Source organism: Bradyrhizobium sp. CCH5-F6 (assembly GCF_001556045.1).
In the GTDB taxonomy this organism is placed as follows: Bacteria; Pseudomonadota; Alphaproteobacteria; order Rhizobiales; family Xanthobacteraceae; genus Bradyrhizobium.
The window spans coordinates 39004-53945 of record NZ_LSIC01000018.1 but is presented as its reverse complement, the minus strand read 5'-3'; the positions used below and the strand labels follow the sequence as shown (position 1 = coordinate 53945).

Genomic DNA, 14942 nt, shown 5'->3' with positions numbered 1-14942 from the left:
TGCACTAGGCAGTTTGACGCGCGGAGAGACACCCCTCACCCGGATCGCATCTGGCGATGCGATCCGACCTCTCCCACAAGGGGAGAGGTGCACCGCCCGAGCCGCAACTGTTTCACTCACCTTCGTCATGTCTCAGTGGCCCAGATAGACTTCGACGACCTTGGGATCGTTCTTCACCTTCTCCATCGTCCCCTCCGAGAGGATCTGGCCCTGGTGAAGCACGGTGACCTTGTGCGCGATGTCCTCGACGAACTTCATGTCGTGCTCGATCACCAGCACCGAGCGGTTCTTGATGATGCGGTTGAGCAGTTCGGCGGTCTTGGCGCGCTCGGAGACGCTCATGCCAGCGACGGGCTCGTCCAGCATCAGCAAGTCCGGGTCCTGGATCAGCAGCATGCCGATCTCGAGCCACTGCTTCTGGCCGTGGCTGAGCTCGTCGGCATAGGTGTTGAGCTTGTCCTTGAGGAAGATCATCTCCGCGACCTCCTCGACCCGGTCCTTCACCAGCTGGTCGCGCTGAAAGGTCAGCGAGCCGAACACGGTTCGACCGCGCGGAAACGAGATCTCGAGGTTCTCGAACACGGTGAGGTCCTCGAACACCGACGGCGTCTGAAATTTGCGCCCGACGCCGGTCCGCACGATCTCGTTCTCCTTCATCTTCGTGAGCTCCTTGCCACGAAACTGGATGGAGCCCGACGTCGCCTTGGTCTTGCCGCAGATCAGGTCGAGCACCGTGGTCTTGCCCGCACCGTTGGGACCGATGATGACGCGGATCTCGTTCTCCTCGACGTAGAAGGAGAGATCATTGACCGCCTTGAACCCGTCGAACGAGACGGTCAGTCCGGAGACGGCGAGCAGGAATTCCTTGGGCTGATGTCCGACAAGCATGGTGGTCTCCTCACTCTGCCGGCGCGCCGTCGGCAACGGAGTTGTCGTTCCAGCCCGCCTTCGCCTTGCGCGAGGCGAACAACCGGTCGATGCGGGGCTGCACGTAGTCTGCCCAGAGCCCGGACAGACCGTTCGGGAAGGCAAGGACGACCGCGATGAACAGCGCGCCGAGGCCGAACAGCCAGAGCTGCGGGAAGGATTCGGAGAGGCTGGTCTTGGCGAAGTTCACGAGAATGGCGCCCCATACCGCACCGAAGATCGACATCCGCCCGCCGACCGCGGTGTAGATCACCATCTCGATCGACGGCACGATGCCGACGAAGGAGGGCGACATGAAGCCGACGTTGAGCGCGAACATGGCGCCGCCGATCGCGGCGAAGATCGCGGCCATGCAGAAGGCGAAGATCTTGAAATTGGCGACGCTGTAGCCGGAGAAGCGGACGCGGTCCTCCTGCTCGCGCATCGCCACCAGGATGCGGCCGAGCTTGGTCAGCCGGATGAACTGCGCGATGCCGATGCAGGCGAACAGCAGCACCACCTCGACGAAGTACAGGATGATCTTGGCGTGGTCGGGCCGGATGTCCCATCCCTTGAGCGTGCGGAGGTCGGTCATGCCGTTGATGCCGCCGGTGTAGCCCTGCTGCCCGACGATCAGGATCGTCAGGATGGCGGCGACCGCCTGGGTGATGATCGCGAAGTAGGTGCCGCCGACGCGGCGCTTGAACATCGCGGTGCCGATGATCAGGGCAAACAGGCCGGGGACCAGGATGATGGCGAGGATGGTGAAGGTCAGGCTGTGAAACGGCTGCCAGAACAACGGCAGCGAGGTGATCTGATTCCAGTCCATGAAGTCGGGGATGCCGGGCGTCGACTGGATCTTGGTGTTCTCGACGCTGGAGGCCTCGAGCTTGAGGAACATCGCCATGCAGTAGCCGCCGAGGCCGAAGAACACGCCCTGCCCCAGGCTCAGGATGCCGCCATACCCCCAGCACAGCACGAGACCGACCGCGACGAAGGCGTAGGTCAGGTATTTCGCGACGAGATTGAGGCGGAACACGTCCAGCGACAGCGGCAGGATCACGAACAGCACTGCGGCCAGGACGATGAATCCCATGAGTTCGGATCGGTTGAAGAAGCGTGAGTTGATGATCATGACTTGCCTGCTTCTCGTTATTTGCGGACCTTGAGGGCGAAGAGACCCTGCGGCCGCAGCATCAGGATGCCGACGACGGCGAGCAGCGTGAGCACCTTGGCCATCGAGCCCGACATGAAGAACTCGAGGGTCGACTGCGTCTGCGAGATCGAGAAGGCGGAGGCGATGGTGCCGAGCAGGCTCGCGGCGCCGCCGAACACGACGACCAGGAACGTGTCGACGATGTAGAGCTGTCCCGACGTCGGCCCGGTCGAGCCGATCATGGTGAAGGCACTGCCCGCGACGCCTGCGATGCCGCAGCCGAGACCGAAAGTGTAGCGGTCGACCTTCTCGGTGTTGATGCCGACCGCGCCGGCCATGATGCGGTTCTGCACAACCGCACGCACCTGACGGCCCCAGCGCGAAAGATAGAGGACGTAGGCGACGGAGACGGTGATCAATACCGTGAGACCCATCACGAAGACGCCGTTGATCGGCACTTCGATGCTGTCGGTGACGTGCAGCGAGCCCAGCATCCATTGCGGCAGCTCGACGCCGACCTCACGCGCGCCGAACACGGAGCGATAGGCCTGCTGGAGCATCAGGCTGAGGCCCCAGGTGGCAAGCAGCGTGTCGAGCGGACGCTTGTAGAGGTGCCGTATCAGCACCCACTCCACCAGCATGCCAAGCGCGCCGGATGCGATGAAGGCCAGGATCATCGCGAGGAAGAAGTAGCCGCCGAACAGGCTCGGCATGTAGGCCTGGAAGACGTTCGAGGTCATCCAGGTGACGTAGGCCCCGAGGATCATGAACTCGCCATGGGCCATGTTGATGACGCCCATCTGGCCGAAGATGATGGCAAGCCCAAGGGCCATGAGGACATAGACGGAGAACAAGATCAGTCCGGCGAACCCCTGCATGACGAAGATCGAGCCAAGGTCGCCAATCGAATAGTCGCCGAACATCTATGTCCTCCGTCGAGATGGGGTCCCGCGTCGCGAGCAGTTTCGCGACGCGGGGGCTTGGGCATGGACTTGCGATCCACGCCAGGGAGCGGCTTGGTGTCCCGGGAGAAAGCGCGACGGATGCCGCTTACTGGTAACCCTTCGGGAACGGATCGGGCTCGACGAGATCAGCGGTCTCGTAGATCAGCTCGAACTGGCCATCGAGCTTGGCGCGTCCGACCCGGGTCTTCGACCAGAGATGATGGTTCTCGTGAATGCGCACGTAACCTTCCGGAGCACCCTTGAACTCGACGCCCGGCGAGGCGGCGGCGATCTTGTCGATGTCGAAGGAACCGGCCTTCTCCACCGTCAGCTTCCACAGCCACGGGCCGAGATAGGCAGCCTGGGTGACGTCTCCGATCACGGTCTTCTCGCCCCACATCTTCTTGAACGCGGACACGAAGGCCTTGTTGTTGGGATTGTCGAGCGACTGGAAGTACTTCATGCAGGCATACGCACCCGCAATGTTCTCACCGCCGATGCCGTCGATTTCGTCCTCGGTCACCGAGATCGTCAGCAGCGGCTGCTTGGCGAGGTCGATGCCGGCGGCCTTGAGCTGCTTGTAGAAGGCGACGTTGGAGCCGCCGACGACGTCGGTGAAGATCACGTCGGGCTTGGTCAACTTGATCTTGTTGATGACCGAGTTGAACTGGGTCGAGCCGAGCGCATAGTACTCCTCGCCGACCACCTTGCCCTTCAGAACGTTCTCGACGTGCTTGCGCGCGATCTTGTTCGAGGTGCGCGGCCAGATGTAGTCGGAGCCGATGAAGAAGAAGGTCTTCGCGCCCTTCTCCTTGGCGATCCAGTTCAGGCCGGCGAGAATCTGCTGGGTCGCCTCCTGGCCCGTGTAGATGACGTTCTTGGACTGCTCGAGGCCCTCGTAGAAGGTCGGGTAGTAGAGCATGCCGTTATACTGCTCCATGACAGGCAGCACGGCCTTGCGCGAGGCCGACGTCCAGCAGCCCATGATCGCCGCGACCTTGTCGTTGACCAGCAGCTTCTTGGCCTTTTCGGCGAAGGTCGGCCAGTCGCTCGCGCCGTCCTCCTGGATGAACTTGATCTTGCGCCCGAGCACGCCGCCGGCGGCGTTGATCTGTTCGATCGCGAGCTTTTCGGCCTCGATCGAGCCGGTTTCGGAGATCGCCATGGTGCCGGTCGCCGAATGCAGAATGCCGACCGTCACCTCGGTGTCGGTGACCGCAAGACCCGTGGTGTTGACCGCCGAGGTCGCCGGAGCCTGCGCAAAGGACGCCCGCGGCAGCATGGTGATGGCCGGCACGGCCGCCATCCCCATCAATAATTTGCGCCGCAGCGGCGACAACAGGCCCTTGTTCGCTTCGTCTGACATGAGCACCCCACTTTTGTTCGAGAACACGCGATTGGTGCCGTGAGGATGGCTCGGATTTATGCAGCCGAAGCATACGCAAGATCGCGTATACTGCACCGCAAAATGCCGACGTAGGCTTTTGGTACGGAACTTGCGAGGGCTCGGGCCGTATCGGGAGTGGGGTCAAGTGGCAGGGCGGCAGCGAATAGACCGCGTCAGGCGCCAGTACAATCAATGGGTCGCCAACCAGACGCTGGAAGACTACGCCCTTCGCTTCACCGCGAAGAGCGCGCGCCGCTGGTCCGCCGCCCGTGTCGCCAACACGGCGCTCGGCGCGATCTCGTTCCTGGCAATGGAGGCGATCGGCGGAACCATCACCCTGAACTATGGCGTCACCAACGCGACTGCCGCCATCCTCGTGGTCTCGGTCATCATCTTCTGCTGCGGCATGCCCATTGCGTACTATGCCGCCAAATGCGGCATCGACATCGACCTGCTCACGCGGGGCGCCGGCTTCGGTTACATCGGCTCGACCGTCACCTCGCTGATCTACGCGTCCTTCACCTTCATCTTCTTTGCGATCGAAGCCGTGATCCTCGCGTCGGCGCTCGAAATGTGCTTCGGGATTCCGCGGCCGGTCGGCTATCTCATCAGCGCCGTCGTCATCATCCCGCTGGTGGCCTACGGCATCACGCTGATCAGCCGCTTCCAGTTGTGGACGCAGCCCCTATGGGTGATCCTCCACATCATTCCGTTCGCGGCGATCGCCTGGCACAACCCGCACTCCTTCACGGAGTGGCGCAAATTCTCGGGCGAGCACGGAGACCTCAACGGACATTTCGATCTGTTGCTGTTCGGCGTTGCCGCCTCGGTCGTGTTTTCGCTGGTGGCGCAGATCGGCGAGCAGGTCGACTTCCTGCGGTTTCTTCCGCGCGACCGCCGTGGCTCGCGGGTCTCCTGGTGGATGGCGCTGATGAGCGCAGGGCCCGGCTGGATCGTGCTGGGGGCGCTGAAGCTCCTGGCCGGCTCGTTTCTCGCCTTCTTCGCGCTCAGCCACGGCGTGCCGCCCGAGGAGGCCGCCGAGCCGGCGCACATGTATCTCGAAGCGTTCCGTTATGTGCTGTCGCAGCCCGAGCTCGCGCTGGCCTTGACCGGCACCTTCGTGATCCTGTCGCAAGTCAAGATCAACGTCACCAACGCCTATGCCGGCTCGATCGCCTGGTCGAACTTCTTTTCGCGTTTGACCCACAGCCATCCCGGGCGCGTGGTCTGGCTGGTCTTCAACGTCATCGTGGCGCTGCTGTTGATGGAGATCGGCGTCTACAAGGCTCTCGAGCAGACGCTGGCACTCTATTCGAACGTCGCGATCGCCTGGGTCGGCGCCCTGGTCGCCGACCTCGTCGTCAACAAGCCGCTTGGACTACGGCCGCAGCAGATCGAATTCAAGCGCGCGCATCTCTACGACGTCAATCCGGTCGGCGTCGGTGCGATGACGATCGCAACCATCGTCTCCATCAGCGCCTTTTACGGCCTGTTCGGGCCTACCGCGAAGGCGCTGTCAGCCTTCATCGCGCTCGCGGCGGCCTTCCTCACCGCGCCGGCGATTGCCTGGGCCACGGGCGGCAAGTACTACATCGCACGCAAGCCGAAGCGGAGCTGGCAGAACATCGAAGCGATCCAGTGCTGTATCTGCGAGCACTCGTTCGAGCCGGAAGACATGGCCTCCTGTCCCGCTTACGCGGGGCCCATCTGCTCGCTGTGCTGTTCGCTGGACGCGCGCTGCCACGACCTCTGCAAGCCGCATGCACGCATCCAGGCGCAGGTGTCGGAGACGCTGGGCAGGCTGATGCCGCGACCGATCTATGCCCGGATCAACTCGCAGCTCGGCCACTATGTCGGCGTGTTCGTGGTCTCTGCCGGCCTGGTCGCGCTGGTGCTGGGACTGATCTATCTGCAGACGTCGGCGAACGTGCATGGCGAGAACGAGCTCGTGTCCGACGTGCTGTGGAAGGTCTTCTTCTCGCTCAGCATCATCATCGGCGTGGTTGCCTGGCTGTTCGTGCTGGCGCAGCAGAGCCGCCGCGCCGCCGAGGCCGAAACACGGCGCCAGACGACGCTTCTGATCCAGGAGATCGATGCGCACAAGCGCACCGACGCCGAGCTCCAACGCGCCAAGGAGGTCGCCGAGTCCGCCAATTTGGCCAAGAGCCGCTACGTCGTGGGCCTGAGCCACGAGCTGCGCTCGCCTCTGAATGCGATCAGCGGCTATGCACAGCTGCTCGAGCAGGATACGACGCTGGGCCCGAAGCCGCGCGACCAGGTTCGCGTCGTGCGCCGCAGCGCCGACCACCTCTCCGGCCTGATCGACGGCATCCTGGACATCTCCAAGATCGAGGCGGGCCGGCTGTATCTATCGCGTGACGAGGTACGCCTCGGCGAATTCCTCGATCAGCTCGTCGGCATGTTCCGCCTTCAGGCCGCAGCCAAGGGCATCGATTTCGTGTTCAGGCGACCGGCGTCGTTGCCGCGCGTGGTTTATGCCGACGAGAAGCGGCTGCGTCAGGTGCTGATCAACCTGCTCTCGAACGCCATCAAGTTCACCCAGACGGGCAGCGTGCAGTTCGTGGTGCACTATCGCAGCCCCGTTGCAGAGTTCGAGGTGATCGACACCGGCCCGGGCATCCGGAGCGACGATCTCGAACGCATCTTCGCACCCTTCGAGCGCGGCGCGCTCGGCGTCTCGCAGCCGCAGACCGGCACCGGACTCGGCCTGACCATCAGCCGCCTGCTCGCCGGCGTGATGGGCGGCGATATCAAGGTCACGAGCACCGTCGGCACCGGCTCGACGTTCAAGGTCAAGATCCTGCTGTCGGAAGTCACCAATCCCCAGCGCATTGCCCCGGTGGAGGCTCCGGTCTCCGGCTATCACGGCGCCCGCAAGACCATCCTCGTCACCGACGACGACCCTGTTCATCGCGACCTCCTGCGCGAGGTGCTGACGCCGCTCGGTTTCATCCTGCTCAGCGCGCCCGACGGTGCCGGATGCCTCGCGCTGGCACAGCATTGCCGGCCCGACCTGTTCCTGCTCGATATCTCGATGCCTACGATGGACGGCTGGGCCGTGGCCGAAGCCTTGCGCGCGAGCGGCCACCATCAGGCGCGCATCCTGATGGTGTCCGCAAGCGCGCTCGAGGCCCACGGCGCGCCGCTGGCGCAACCATTCCACGACGGCTATCTGATGAAGCCGATCGACATCCCGCGGCTGCTGGAAACGATCCGTCAGCTGCTCAAGATCGAATGGCAATACGGTTCGGAAGAGGTCGCGGTGCCGTTCTGGCATCCGGAGACCGGATCGAAGCCGCCGGTTCGCCACATCGAGGCGCTGATCGGGCTCGGCCAGATCGGCTACGTCAAGGGCATCCAGTTGAAGCTGGACGAGATCGGCAGCGAGCATCCCGAGCATGCCGACTTCGTCGCGCAAATGCGGTCGCTGGTCGATCGCTTCGACTTCGACCAGTACATGGCCACACTGAAGACGTTGCATGCGCATGAGCATTGAGTCGAAGAAGCGCGACGTCGCGCTCGTTGTCGATGACTCTCCCGAAACGCTGCGGCTGCTCACCGACGCGCTCGACGGTGCCGGCATGACGGTGATGGTCGCACTCGACGGCGCCGCGGCGATGCGCATCGTCGACCAGATCACCCCCGACATCATTCTGCTCGATGCCGTGATGCCCGGCATCGACGGCTTCGAGACCTGCCGTCGGCTCAAGCGCGATGCCGGTCTTGCCAATGTTCCCGTGATCTTCATGACGGGACTTGCCGAGACCGAGCACATCGTGCGCGGGCTGGAGGCCGGCGGCGTCGATTACGTGACCAAGCCGATCGTGATCGAGGAGATGCTGGCGCGCATCCGCGTCCATCTCGGCAATGCCCGCCTGACTCAGAGCGCGCGCGCGGCACTCGACGTCTCAGGCCGCTTCCTGTTCGCGGTCAATCGCGAGGGCAACGTGCTCTGGGCGACGCCGCAGGCGCAGAAACTGCTGTCCGACCATCACGGCGCCCAGGCCGACGATTTCGTCCTGCCGCCGCCGCTGCTGCAATGGCTGGAACAGGCCAAGGCCAAGGGCAGTTCGAAGTCGCAAGGCGCTTCCTTGCCGGACAATCCTCAGCTCCGGCTGTTCTACATGGGTGAGACCGCGCCGAACGAGTTCCTGCTTCGGCTCTCCAGGGAATCCGGCACCGCGCTGCCGCCCGAATTCACCAGCGAACTCGGCCTCACCACCCGCGAGGGAGAGGTGCTGGCCTGGCTCAGCAAGGGCAAGACCAACCGCGACATCGCGCAAATCCTGGGTCTCAGCCCGCGCACGGTCGACAAGCATCTGGAGCAGATCTACGCCAAGCTCGGCGTCGAGAACCGGACGGCCGCCGCGGCCATTGCGGCGAATGCGACAAGGCGGAATTCGTGAGCGTGAGTTGACACGCCACCGACCCAACAACCGGTGTCGTCCCGGACAAGCGTAGCGCAGATCCGGGATCCATAGCCACAGGGAATAGTTTTGGCGCGAGTTGGTAACTCCGAATCCCCGTAACCACCGCTCCCTGTGATTATGGGTCCCGGGTTCGCGTCGCGCCCCGGGACGACAATGGAGTGTGTGGCGAGCGCGTCCGCCGCAACTGCCGCCTCCTCCCCACTCACCCGTAAACGAACGCCTTGTCGTCCAGGTCCGTTTTGGGGATCTCGTCCTTCTCGGTCCAGTAATCCTGGCTGTGCTGCCACTCCGGCTTGTCGCCGCGCTTGGGCAAGAGGTTCATGTTGCGCATCATGTAGCCGGGGTTGAAGTTTTCCGGATCGATCCAGGGCAGGATCGGCATGTTGTGATCCTCGGGGCGCAGTTTCACCTCGACCTTCTTCGCGCCCTTTGCCTTCATGTGTCCGAGCAGCCGGCAGACGAAATCGGCGACGAGGTCGACGCGCAGCGTCCAGCTGGCGCGGAAGTAGCCGAACACCCAGACCATGTTCGGAACGCCCGTGAACATCATGCCGCGATAGGTGACCGTGTTGCCGAAGGCGAGCGGCTTGCCGTCGATCTCGAATTCGATGTCGCCGAGCGCGGCGAGATTAAACCCGGTCGCGGTGACGATGACATCGGCCTCCAGCAGCTTGCCGGATTTGAGCTGGATGCCGTTCTCGACGAAGCATTCGATCTCGTCGGTCACGACGGAGGCCTTGCCGCTGGCAATGCCCTTGAACAGATCGGCATCCGGCACGAAGGCGATGCGCTGCCGCCACGGGCGGTAGTTCGGCGTGAAGTGAGTCTCGACGTCGTAGTCGGGACCCAGGACTGCGCTGATCTGGCCGATCAGGTCCTTCTTGACCTGCTCGGGCTTGGACACGCAGAGTTTCGTGAACGCGTCCTGTTCGAACAGGATCTTACGCCGCACGATCTCGTGGATCCAGGTCTCGTCAACCTGAAGCCGGCGCAGTTCTTCCGCGATCTCGATGGCGTTGCGGCCGAGGCGGAAGTAGGTCGGCGAGCGCTGGAGCATGGTGACATGCGCGCACTTGTCCGCGATGTTCGGCACCAGCGTCGCCGCCGTCGCGCCCGAGCCGATCACGACGACCTTCTTGTCCGTGAGGTCGATGTCATCGGGCCATGTCTGCGGATGGACGATGCGGCCCTTGAAGTTGTCCATGCCCTTCCATTGCGGCGTGTAGCCCTCGGAGTGGCGATAATAGCCCTGGCACATCCAGAGGAAGTTCGCGGTGAACGTCCTGGACTCGCCGGTGTCGGTCGTTACCGCTTCGATGGTCCACAGATTCTGCTCGCTCGACCAGCTCGCGGAGCTGATCTTGTGCTTGTAGCGAATGTGCTTCGCGAGATCGTTCTCTTCGATCACCTCGTTCATGTAGGCGAGGATCTCCTCGGCGGTCGCGATCGGCGGTCCGACCCAGGGCTTGAAGCGATAGCCGAAAGTGTGGAGGTCGCTATCCGAGCGAATGCCGGGATAACGATGCGTGGTCCAGGTGCCGCCGAAAGTCGCCTGAGTCTCCAGAATGACGAAGCTCGTGCCCGGCAGCTGCTTCGTGAGATGATAGGCGCTGCCGATGCCGGAGATGCCGGCACCGACGATCAACACGTCGAAATGTTCAGAGGCCTGTTTGGCCGTGGCGTGACTGCGAACAGCGACATTCATTGTTGTTTCTATGCCTTGCTTGTTTTTGTGGCCGCCCTTGACCGGACGGCGCGTTTCCTCCGCGACGGGCAGTTTCGCCCGCCGCGCTTCCGCTACAAAATGACATAGATCAAGCCGCGGTCAAATCACAGCGCCGCACCCCAGCTCCGCGCGGTCTGTAAAATCCAGTCGCGATAGAGCGTGAGCGGCGTGACGCCGGTCAATCCGCCACAACCGGCGGCGCCGTTCGGCCCTGTCGACCAGCTGATGAGGCCGACGAGCACGGGACCATTCGGCTTGTCCTCGAATACGGGGCCACCGGAATCGCCGGTGCAGGCGCCAATTCCGTCGCGAACACCGTTGGTTACGGGATCGACCAGGCGGATCTGGAGGGTGCCGGGCTGCCCGGTGGCAACGAGTCCGGCAACACGCGTCGTGCCGCCGCTCTTGCCGTCACCGCGCACGGTGACGCCGATGCCGGCAATGACGAAACGGCTGCCGACCTGAATTGGAATGGTCGGCATGCCGACCCTTACCGTGGATTTTCCCTTGAGTGGAATTTCCAGTTGCAGCAGCGCCACGTCGGCGGTGGCGCGGTGCGCCTGCATCGCCTGCATGTTGAAGTTCGGATGGACCGCGACGGTGCGGACGTTCAGCAATTGCGGTTGGCCGTCGGCACCACGATCGACGATCTTGTAGTCGGCGCCGGGCTGCACGCAATGAGCGACCGTCAACACCACTCCAGGGGAGATCAGGCTGCCCGTGCAGAAATTGCCTCGCGAACCGACGATGGTGACGACGGCCCGCGCGACACCATCGGCCTGCGGCGTGCCACCGCCGACGATGGCGTGGGCAGGCGTGGCGAGCAGCAGCGCAGCTGCGATGAACGAGGCAAGCTTCTTCATGGGAAACGTCGTGGCGCTCGCGTTGGCGAAGATTCGGGACTGCTTCGGACTGGCCCCTGCCGATACCGCATGCTAGCCGTCTTGGCAAAGAACTGACGAGGGCAGACCATTGGCTATTGAAGCTATTATTTTCGATTTCGGCGGCGTGCTGACGAGTTCCCCGTTCGAGGCGTTCGCGCGGTTCGAGACCGAGCGCGGGTTGCCCAACGACATCATCCGGCGGACCAATGCCGCCAACCATCTGGAAAACGCCTGGGCCAGATTCGAGCGGGCCGAGGTCGATATCGACACTTTCGACCGCCTGTTCGCTGCGGAATCACTGGCGCTTGGCGCCGAGGTCCGCGGACGCGACGTGCTGCCGCTGCTCCAGGGCGATCTGCGGCCCGAGATGGTCGAGGCCTTGAAGCGGATCAAGGCGCAATTCAAGACCGGCTGCATCACCAACAATTTGCCGGCGAACGCCATCGGCAGCATGACGGGACGCTCCCTATACATTGCCGAGGTGATGGTGCTGTTCGATCACGTCATCGAATCCGCCAAGATCGGCCTGCGCAAGCCCGACCCGCGCATCTACCAGATGATGGTCGAGACGCTGAGGGTAGATCCGAACAATTGCGTCTATCTCGACGATCTCGGCGTCAATCTGAAGCCGGCGCGTCAGATGGGCATGACCACGATCAAGGTCACGAGCGGCGCGCAGGCGATCGCCGAGCTGGAAGCGGCGACGGGACTGAAGCTGGGGTAAAAGAAGTAGGGTGGGTTAGCGCAGCGTAACCCACCATGGTGCAACGATCGCCCAACGCATTGGTGGGTTACGGCTTCGCCTAACCCACCCTACTCATTACTCCGCCACGGCAGCGATCCGCTCCGGAAACGCCGCCGCCAGCGAGTCACGATCCGCCTTCAGCACGCCGCGTTCGGTGATGAGGCCAGTGACGAGCCGCGCCGGCGTCACGTCGAACGCGTAGTTCGCGACCGGCGAGTTCTCCGGCACGATGCGCACCGTCTCCAGCCTTCCGTCGGCGGTGCGGCCGGTCATGTCGGTGACTTCCGTGCCGCTGCGCTGCTCGATCGGGATGTCGCGGATGCCGTCATGGACGGCGAAATCGATCGTCGGCGACGGCAGCGCGACGTAGAACGGCACGCGATTGTCATGGGCGGCCAGCGCCTTCAGATAGGTGCCGATCTTGTTGCAGACGTCGCCATTGGCTGCGACGCGGTCGGTGCCCACGATGGCGAGATCCACCATGCCGTGCTGCATCAGGTGGCCGCCGGTATTGTCGGGGATCACGGTGTGCGGAACGCCGTGATGGCCGAGCTCCCACGCCGTGAGCGAGGCGCCCTGATTGCGCGGACGGGTCTCGTCGACCCAGACGTGGATCTTGAGACCGCGCTCATGCGCGAGATAGATCGGCGCCGTCGCCGTGCCCCAGTCGACGGTGGCGAGCCAGCCGGCGTTGCAATGGGTCAGCACGTTGACCGTCTCGCCCGGCTTCTTCGCGGCGATTGCCTCGATCAGCTTCAGACCGTTGCCGGCGATGCCCCGGTTGATCTCGACGTCCTGCTCGACGATCTCGTCCGCGCGCGCATAGGCGGCTTCCGCGCGCTCAAGCGGGTCGATCGGCGTGAGCGTTGTACGCATCTCGTCCAGCGCCCATTTCAGATTGATCGCGGTCGGCCGTGCCACGACGAGCGTGTCATAGGCCCGTTTCAGCCCGGCGTCGGACGCGTCCTCGCGCATCGCCAGCGCCATGCCGTAGGCCGCGGTCGCCCCGATCAGCGGCGCACCGCGCACCAGCATGTCACGGATGGCGATTGCCGCCTCCTCGCACGAGGTCAGACGCGCGATGACGAATTCATGCGGCAGCCTGCGCTGGTCGATCGCGCCGACCGACCAGCCGTCACGCTCGCGCCAGATGCTGCGAAAATGCTTGCCGTCGACTTTCATGGCATTCTGCCTTTCACCTCACGCCCGCAGGATGCGTCCGGCCACCGCATCGAGCTTCTTCAGAAGCTCCGGATCGCGCGCCTCGGGCGCCGTGATCAGTGCGGTGTCGAGCGCACGGTCCGAGCCAATCGGGCACGCCTCGTGCTCGCGCGGAAAGTCCCTTGCCAGCCGTGCCACCAGCGCCTTTGCCTTGTCGGCATTCGAGCTCAGCACACGGATGATGTCCTGCACGGTGACCGCATCGTGGTCGGGATGCCAGCAGTCGAAATCCGTCACCATTGCGACGGTGGCATAGCAAATCTCCGCTTCGCGCGCGAGCTTGGCCTCGGGCATGTTGGTCATGCCGATCACGGAATAGCCAAAGGTCTTGTAGGTCATGCTTTCCGCATAGGTGGAGAACTGCGGCCCTTCCATGCAGACATAGGTGCCGCCGCGCGCGATGGCGATGCCCTCGGCTTCAGCCGCCGCCGCGAGATGGATGCGTAGCCGCGGCGACACCGGATGCGCCATCGACACATGCGCGACGCAACCTTTGCCGAAGAATGAACTCTCGCGCTTGTGAGTCCGATCGACGAACTGGTCGACCAGCACGAAGGTGCCGGGCGGCAGCTCCTCCCTGAAGGAGCCGCAGGCCGACAGCGAGATCAGGTCGGTGACACCTGCCCGCTTCAGCACGTCGATATTGGCGCGATAGTTGATGTCGGAGGGGGACAGCCGGTGGCCCTTGTCATGCCGCGGCAGGAACACGATCGGCAAACCGGCGATGGAGCCCCGCCGCAAGGGCGCGGACGGCTCGCCCCAGGGGCTCTTGATCACCTCTTCGCGCGCACCCTCGAGACCCGGAAGGTCATAGATGCCCGAGCCGCCGATGATACCCAATACCGCCTGCGCCATGCCTGCTCCAACCCGTCCGCCACCTGTGACATGGTTAAGCTATGCCAGTTTTGCGGCGGATTTGGAACGGCTGTGTTGGAGCGGAGGCGCCGTGAGGAGCGATAACGCGACCTCACGCCCAGCGTTGTCCGTGCGAATGCAGCGACGGCGGCGAAGACAGGCAATGACGCCTGATTTATGCCGCGGTCGCCGGCCGCAGCTGGGTTGCGACCATCCGCTCCAGCGTCTCGACGGACTGGAAATTCTCCGGCGTAATCTCGGATTGCGGGATGGTGAAATCGAACTCGGCCTCGACGCCGAGCATGAGATTGACCATGTCCATCGAGGTCAGGCCGGCATCGACGAGCTTGGCCGACGGTGTGACGTCTGCTGCGAGTGAATTCTGTTCGAGGATGCCCTTCACCAGCTTGATGATGCGATCTCGCACGTCGTTATTGAACGCCTGCATCGGCAAATTCCCATCTGTCTATCGAGGTCGGACCCAACTGCCGGCTACGTGGGCACGGCTTGCCGGTCCTGCAATGGGCGTCACCATTACTTCGCGTTTCTTAGTAAACGATGACTCAGATTGTCTGGAATTCAGGCTTCTTCCGGAAGTCCTAATGCGGTGCTGGAAAATCGGGCAGTGCGAACAACCGGCCCTTAACTGTTCGTCCGGAATTCGATT

12 protein-coding genes are annotated in these 14942 nt (G+C 63.4%); 3 read left to right on the top strand and 9 right to left on the bottom strand.

All coding sequences use genetic code 11. From position 1 onward, the window contains the following. Positions 1-132 precede the first annotated feature (132 nt). From urtD to urtA, 4 genes are all read right to left on the bottom strand, one after another. Complete coding sequence (gene urtD, locus AX729_RS03980) at positions 133-888, bottom strand: urea ABC transporter ATP-binding protein UrtD (RefSeq protein WP_061020658.1); 756 nt, start codon at positions 886-888, stop codon at positions 133-135. 10 nt (positions 889-898) lie between these two features. Next, positions 899-2041, bottom strand: coding sequence for an urea ABC transporter permease subunit UrtC (gene urtC / locus AX729_RS03975; RefSeq protein ID WP_061020606.1), 1143 nt, complete (start codon positions 2039-2041; stop codon positions 899-901). 17 nt (positions 2042-2058) lie between these two features. Continuing rightward, on the bottom strand, positions 2059-2985 hold the full coding sequence (gene urtB, locus AX729_RS03970) for an urea ABC transporter permease subunit UrtB (protein ID WP_028180850.1): 927 nt from the start codon (positions 2983-2985) through the stop codon (positions 2059-2061). 127 nt (positions 2986-3112) lie between these two features. After that, entirely contained in the window at positions 3113-4372 is a 1260-nt protein-coding gene (urtA, locus tag AX729_RS03965) for an urea ABC transporter substrate-binding protein (protein ID WP_061020605.1), read from the bottom strand. A 166-nt stretch (positions 4373-4538) separates the two neighbouring features. On the opposite strand from urtA, the gene AX729_RS03960 reads away from it, so the two are divergent. Both AX729_RS03960 and AX729_RS03955 read left to right on the top strand, forming a co-directional pair. Continuing rightward, entirely contained in the window at positions 4539-7910 is a 3372-nt protein-coding gene (locus tag AX729_RS03960; protein ID WP_061020604.1) for a hybrid sensor histidine kinase/response regulator, read from the top strand. Further along, a complete protein-coding gene (locus AX729_RS03955) occupies positions 7894-8820 on the top strand; it encodes a response regulator (protein ID WP_061020603.1) in 927 nt (308 codons plus the stop codon). Before AX729_RS03960 ends, AX729_RS03955 begins: the two co-directional genes overlap by 17 nt. A gap of 226 nt (positions 8821-9046) precedes the next feature. On the opposite strand, the gene AX729_RS03950 is transcribed toward AX729_RS03955, so the two are convergent. Both AX729_RS03950 and AX729_RS03945 read right to left on the bottom strand, forming a co-directional pair. After that, positions 9047-10549: a flavin-containing monooxygenase gene (locus tag AX729_RS03950; RefSeq protein WP_061020602.1), complete on the bottom strand. Its 1503-nt coding sequence runs from the start codon at positions 10547-10549 to the stop codon at positions 9047-9049. Between the two features lie 125 nt (positions 10550-10674). Next, positions 10675-11433, bottom strand: coding sequence for a S1 family peptidase (locus tag AX729_RS03945; RefSeq protein ID WP_061020601.1), 759 nt, complete (start codon positions 11431-11433; stop codon positions 10675-10677). Between the two features lie 109 nt (positions 11434-11542). Between AX729_RS03945 and AX729_RS03940 the strand changes: the two genes are divergently transcribed. After that, positions 11543-12178 (top strand): HAD-IA family hydrolase, encoded by a 636-nt coding sequence (locus AX729_RS03940; RefSeq protein WP_061020600.1) that lies wholly within the window; start codon positions 11543-11545, stop codon positions 12176-12178. 96 nt (positions 12179-12274) lie between these two features. Here the strand turns inward: AX729_RS03940 and mtnA are convergent, their stop codons facing one another. The 3 genes from mtnA to AX729_RS03925 all read right to left on the bottom strand — a co-directional run bounded on the left by mtnA (position 12275) and on the right by AX729_RS03925 (position 14723). Then, positions 12275-13381, bottom strand: a complete 1107-nt coding sequence (gene mtnA / locus AX729_RS03935; protein ID WP_061020599.1) for an S-methyl-5-thioribose-1-phosphate isomerase — start codon at positions 13379-13381, stop codon at positions 12275-12277. A gap of 18 nt (positions 13382-13399) precedes the next feature. Next, a complete protein-coding gene (locus AX729_RS03930; protein ID WP_061020598.1) occupies positions 13400-14275 on the bottom strand; it encodes an S-methyl-5'-thioadenosine phosphorylase in 876 nt (291 codons plus the stop codon). A gap of 175 nt (positions 14276-14450) precedes the next feature. Beyond that, on the bottom strand, positions 14451-14723 hold the full coding sequence (locus AX729_RS03925) for a phosphopantetheine-binding protein (RefSeq protein ID WP_061020597.1): 273 nt from the start codon (positions 14721-14723) through the stop codon (positions 14451-14453). Positions 14724-14942 lie beyond the last annotated feature (219 nt).

Bases quoted from the DNA above. Each gene is read 5' to 3' on its own strand.
- urtD (WP_061020658.1), bottom strand. From the start codon at position 888: ATGCTTGTCGGACATCAGCCCAAGGAATTCCTGCTCGCCGTCTCCGGA.
- urtC (WP_061020606.1), bottom strand. From the start codon at position 2,041: ATGATCATCAACTCACGCTTCTTCAACCGATCCGAACTCATGGGATTC.
- urtB (WP_028180850.1), bottom strand. From the start codon at position 2,985: ATGTTCGGCGACTATTCGATTGGCGACCTTGGCTCGATCTTCGTCATG.
- urtA (WP_061020605.1), bottom strand. From the start codon at position 4,372: ATGTCAGACGAAGCGAACAAGGGCCTGTTGTCGCCGCTGCGGCGCAAA.
- AX729_RS03955 (WP_061020603.1), top strand. From the start codon at position 7,894: ATGCGCATGAGCATTGAGTCGAAGAAGCGCGACGTCGCGCTCGTTGTC.
- AX729_RS03950 (WP_061020602.1), bottom strand. From the start codon at position 10,549: ATGAATGTCGCTGTTCGCAGTCACGCCACGGCCAAACAGGCCTCTGAA.
- AX729_RS03945 (WP_061020601.1), bottom strand. From the start codon at position 11,433: ATGAAGAAGCTTGCCTCGTTCATCGCAGCTGCGCTGCTGCTCGCCACG.
- mtnA (WP_061020599.1), bottom strand. From the start codon at position 13,381: ATGAAAGTCGACGGCAAGCATTTTCGCAGCATCTGGCGCGAGCGTGAC.
- AX729_RS03930 (WP_061020598.1), bottom strand. From the start codon at position 14,275: ATGGCGCAGGCGGTATTGGGTATCATCGGCGGCTCGGGCATCTATGAC.
- AX729_RS03925 (WP_061020597.1), bottom strand. From the start codon at position 14,723: ATGCAGGCGTTCAATAACGACGTGCGAGATCGCATCATCAAGCTGGTG.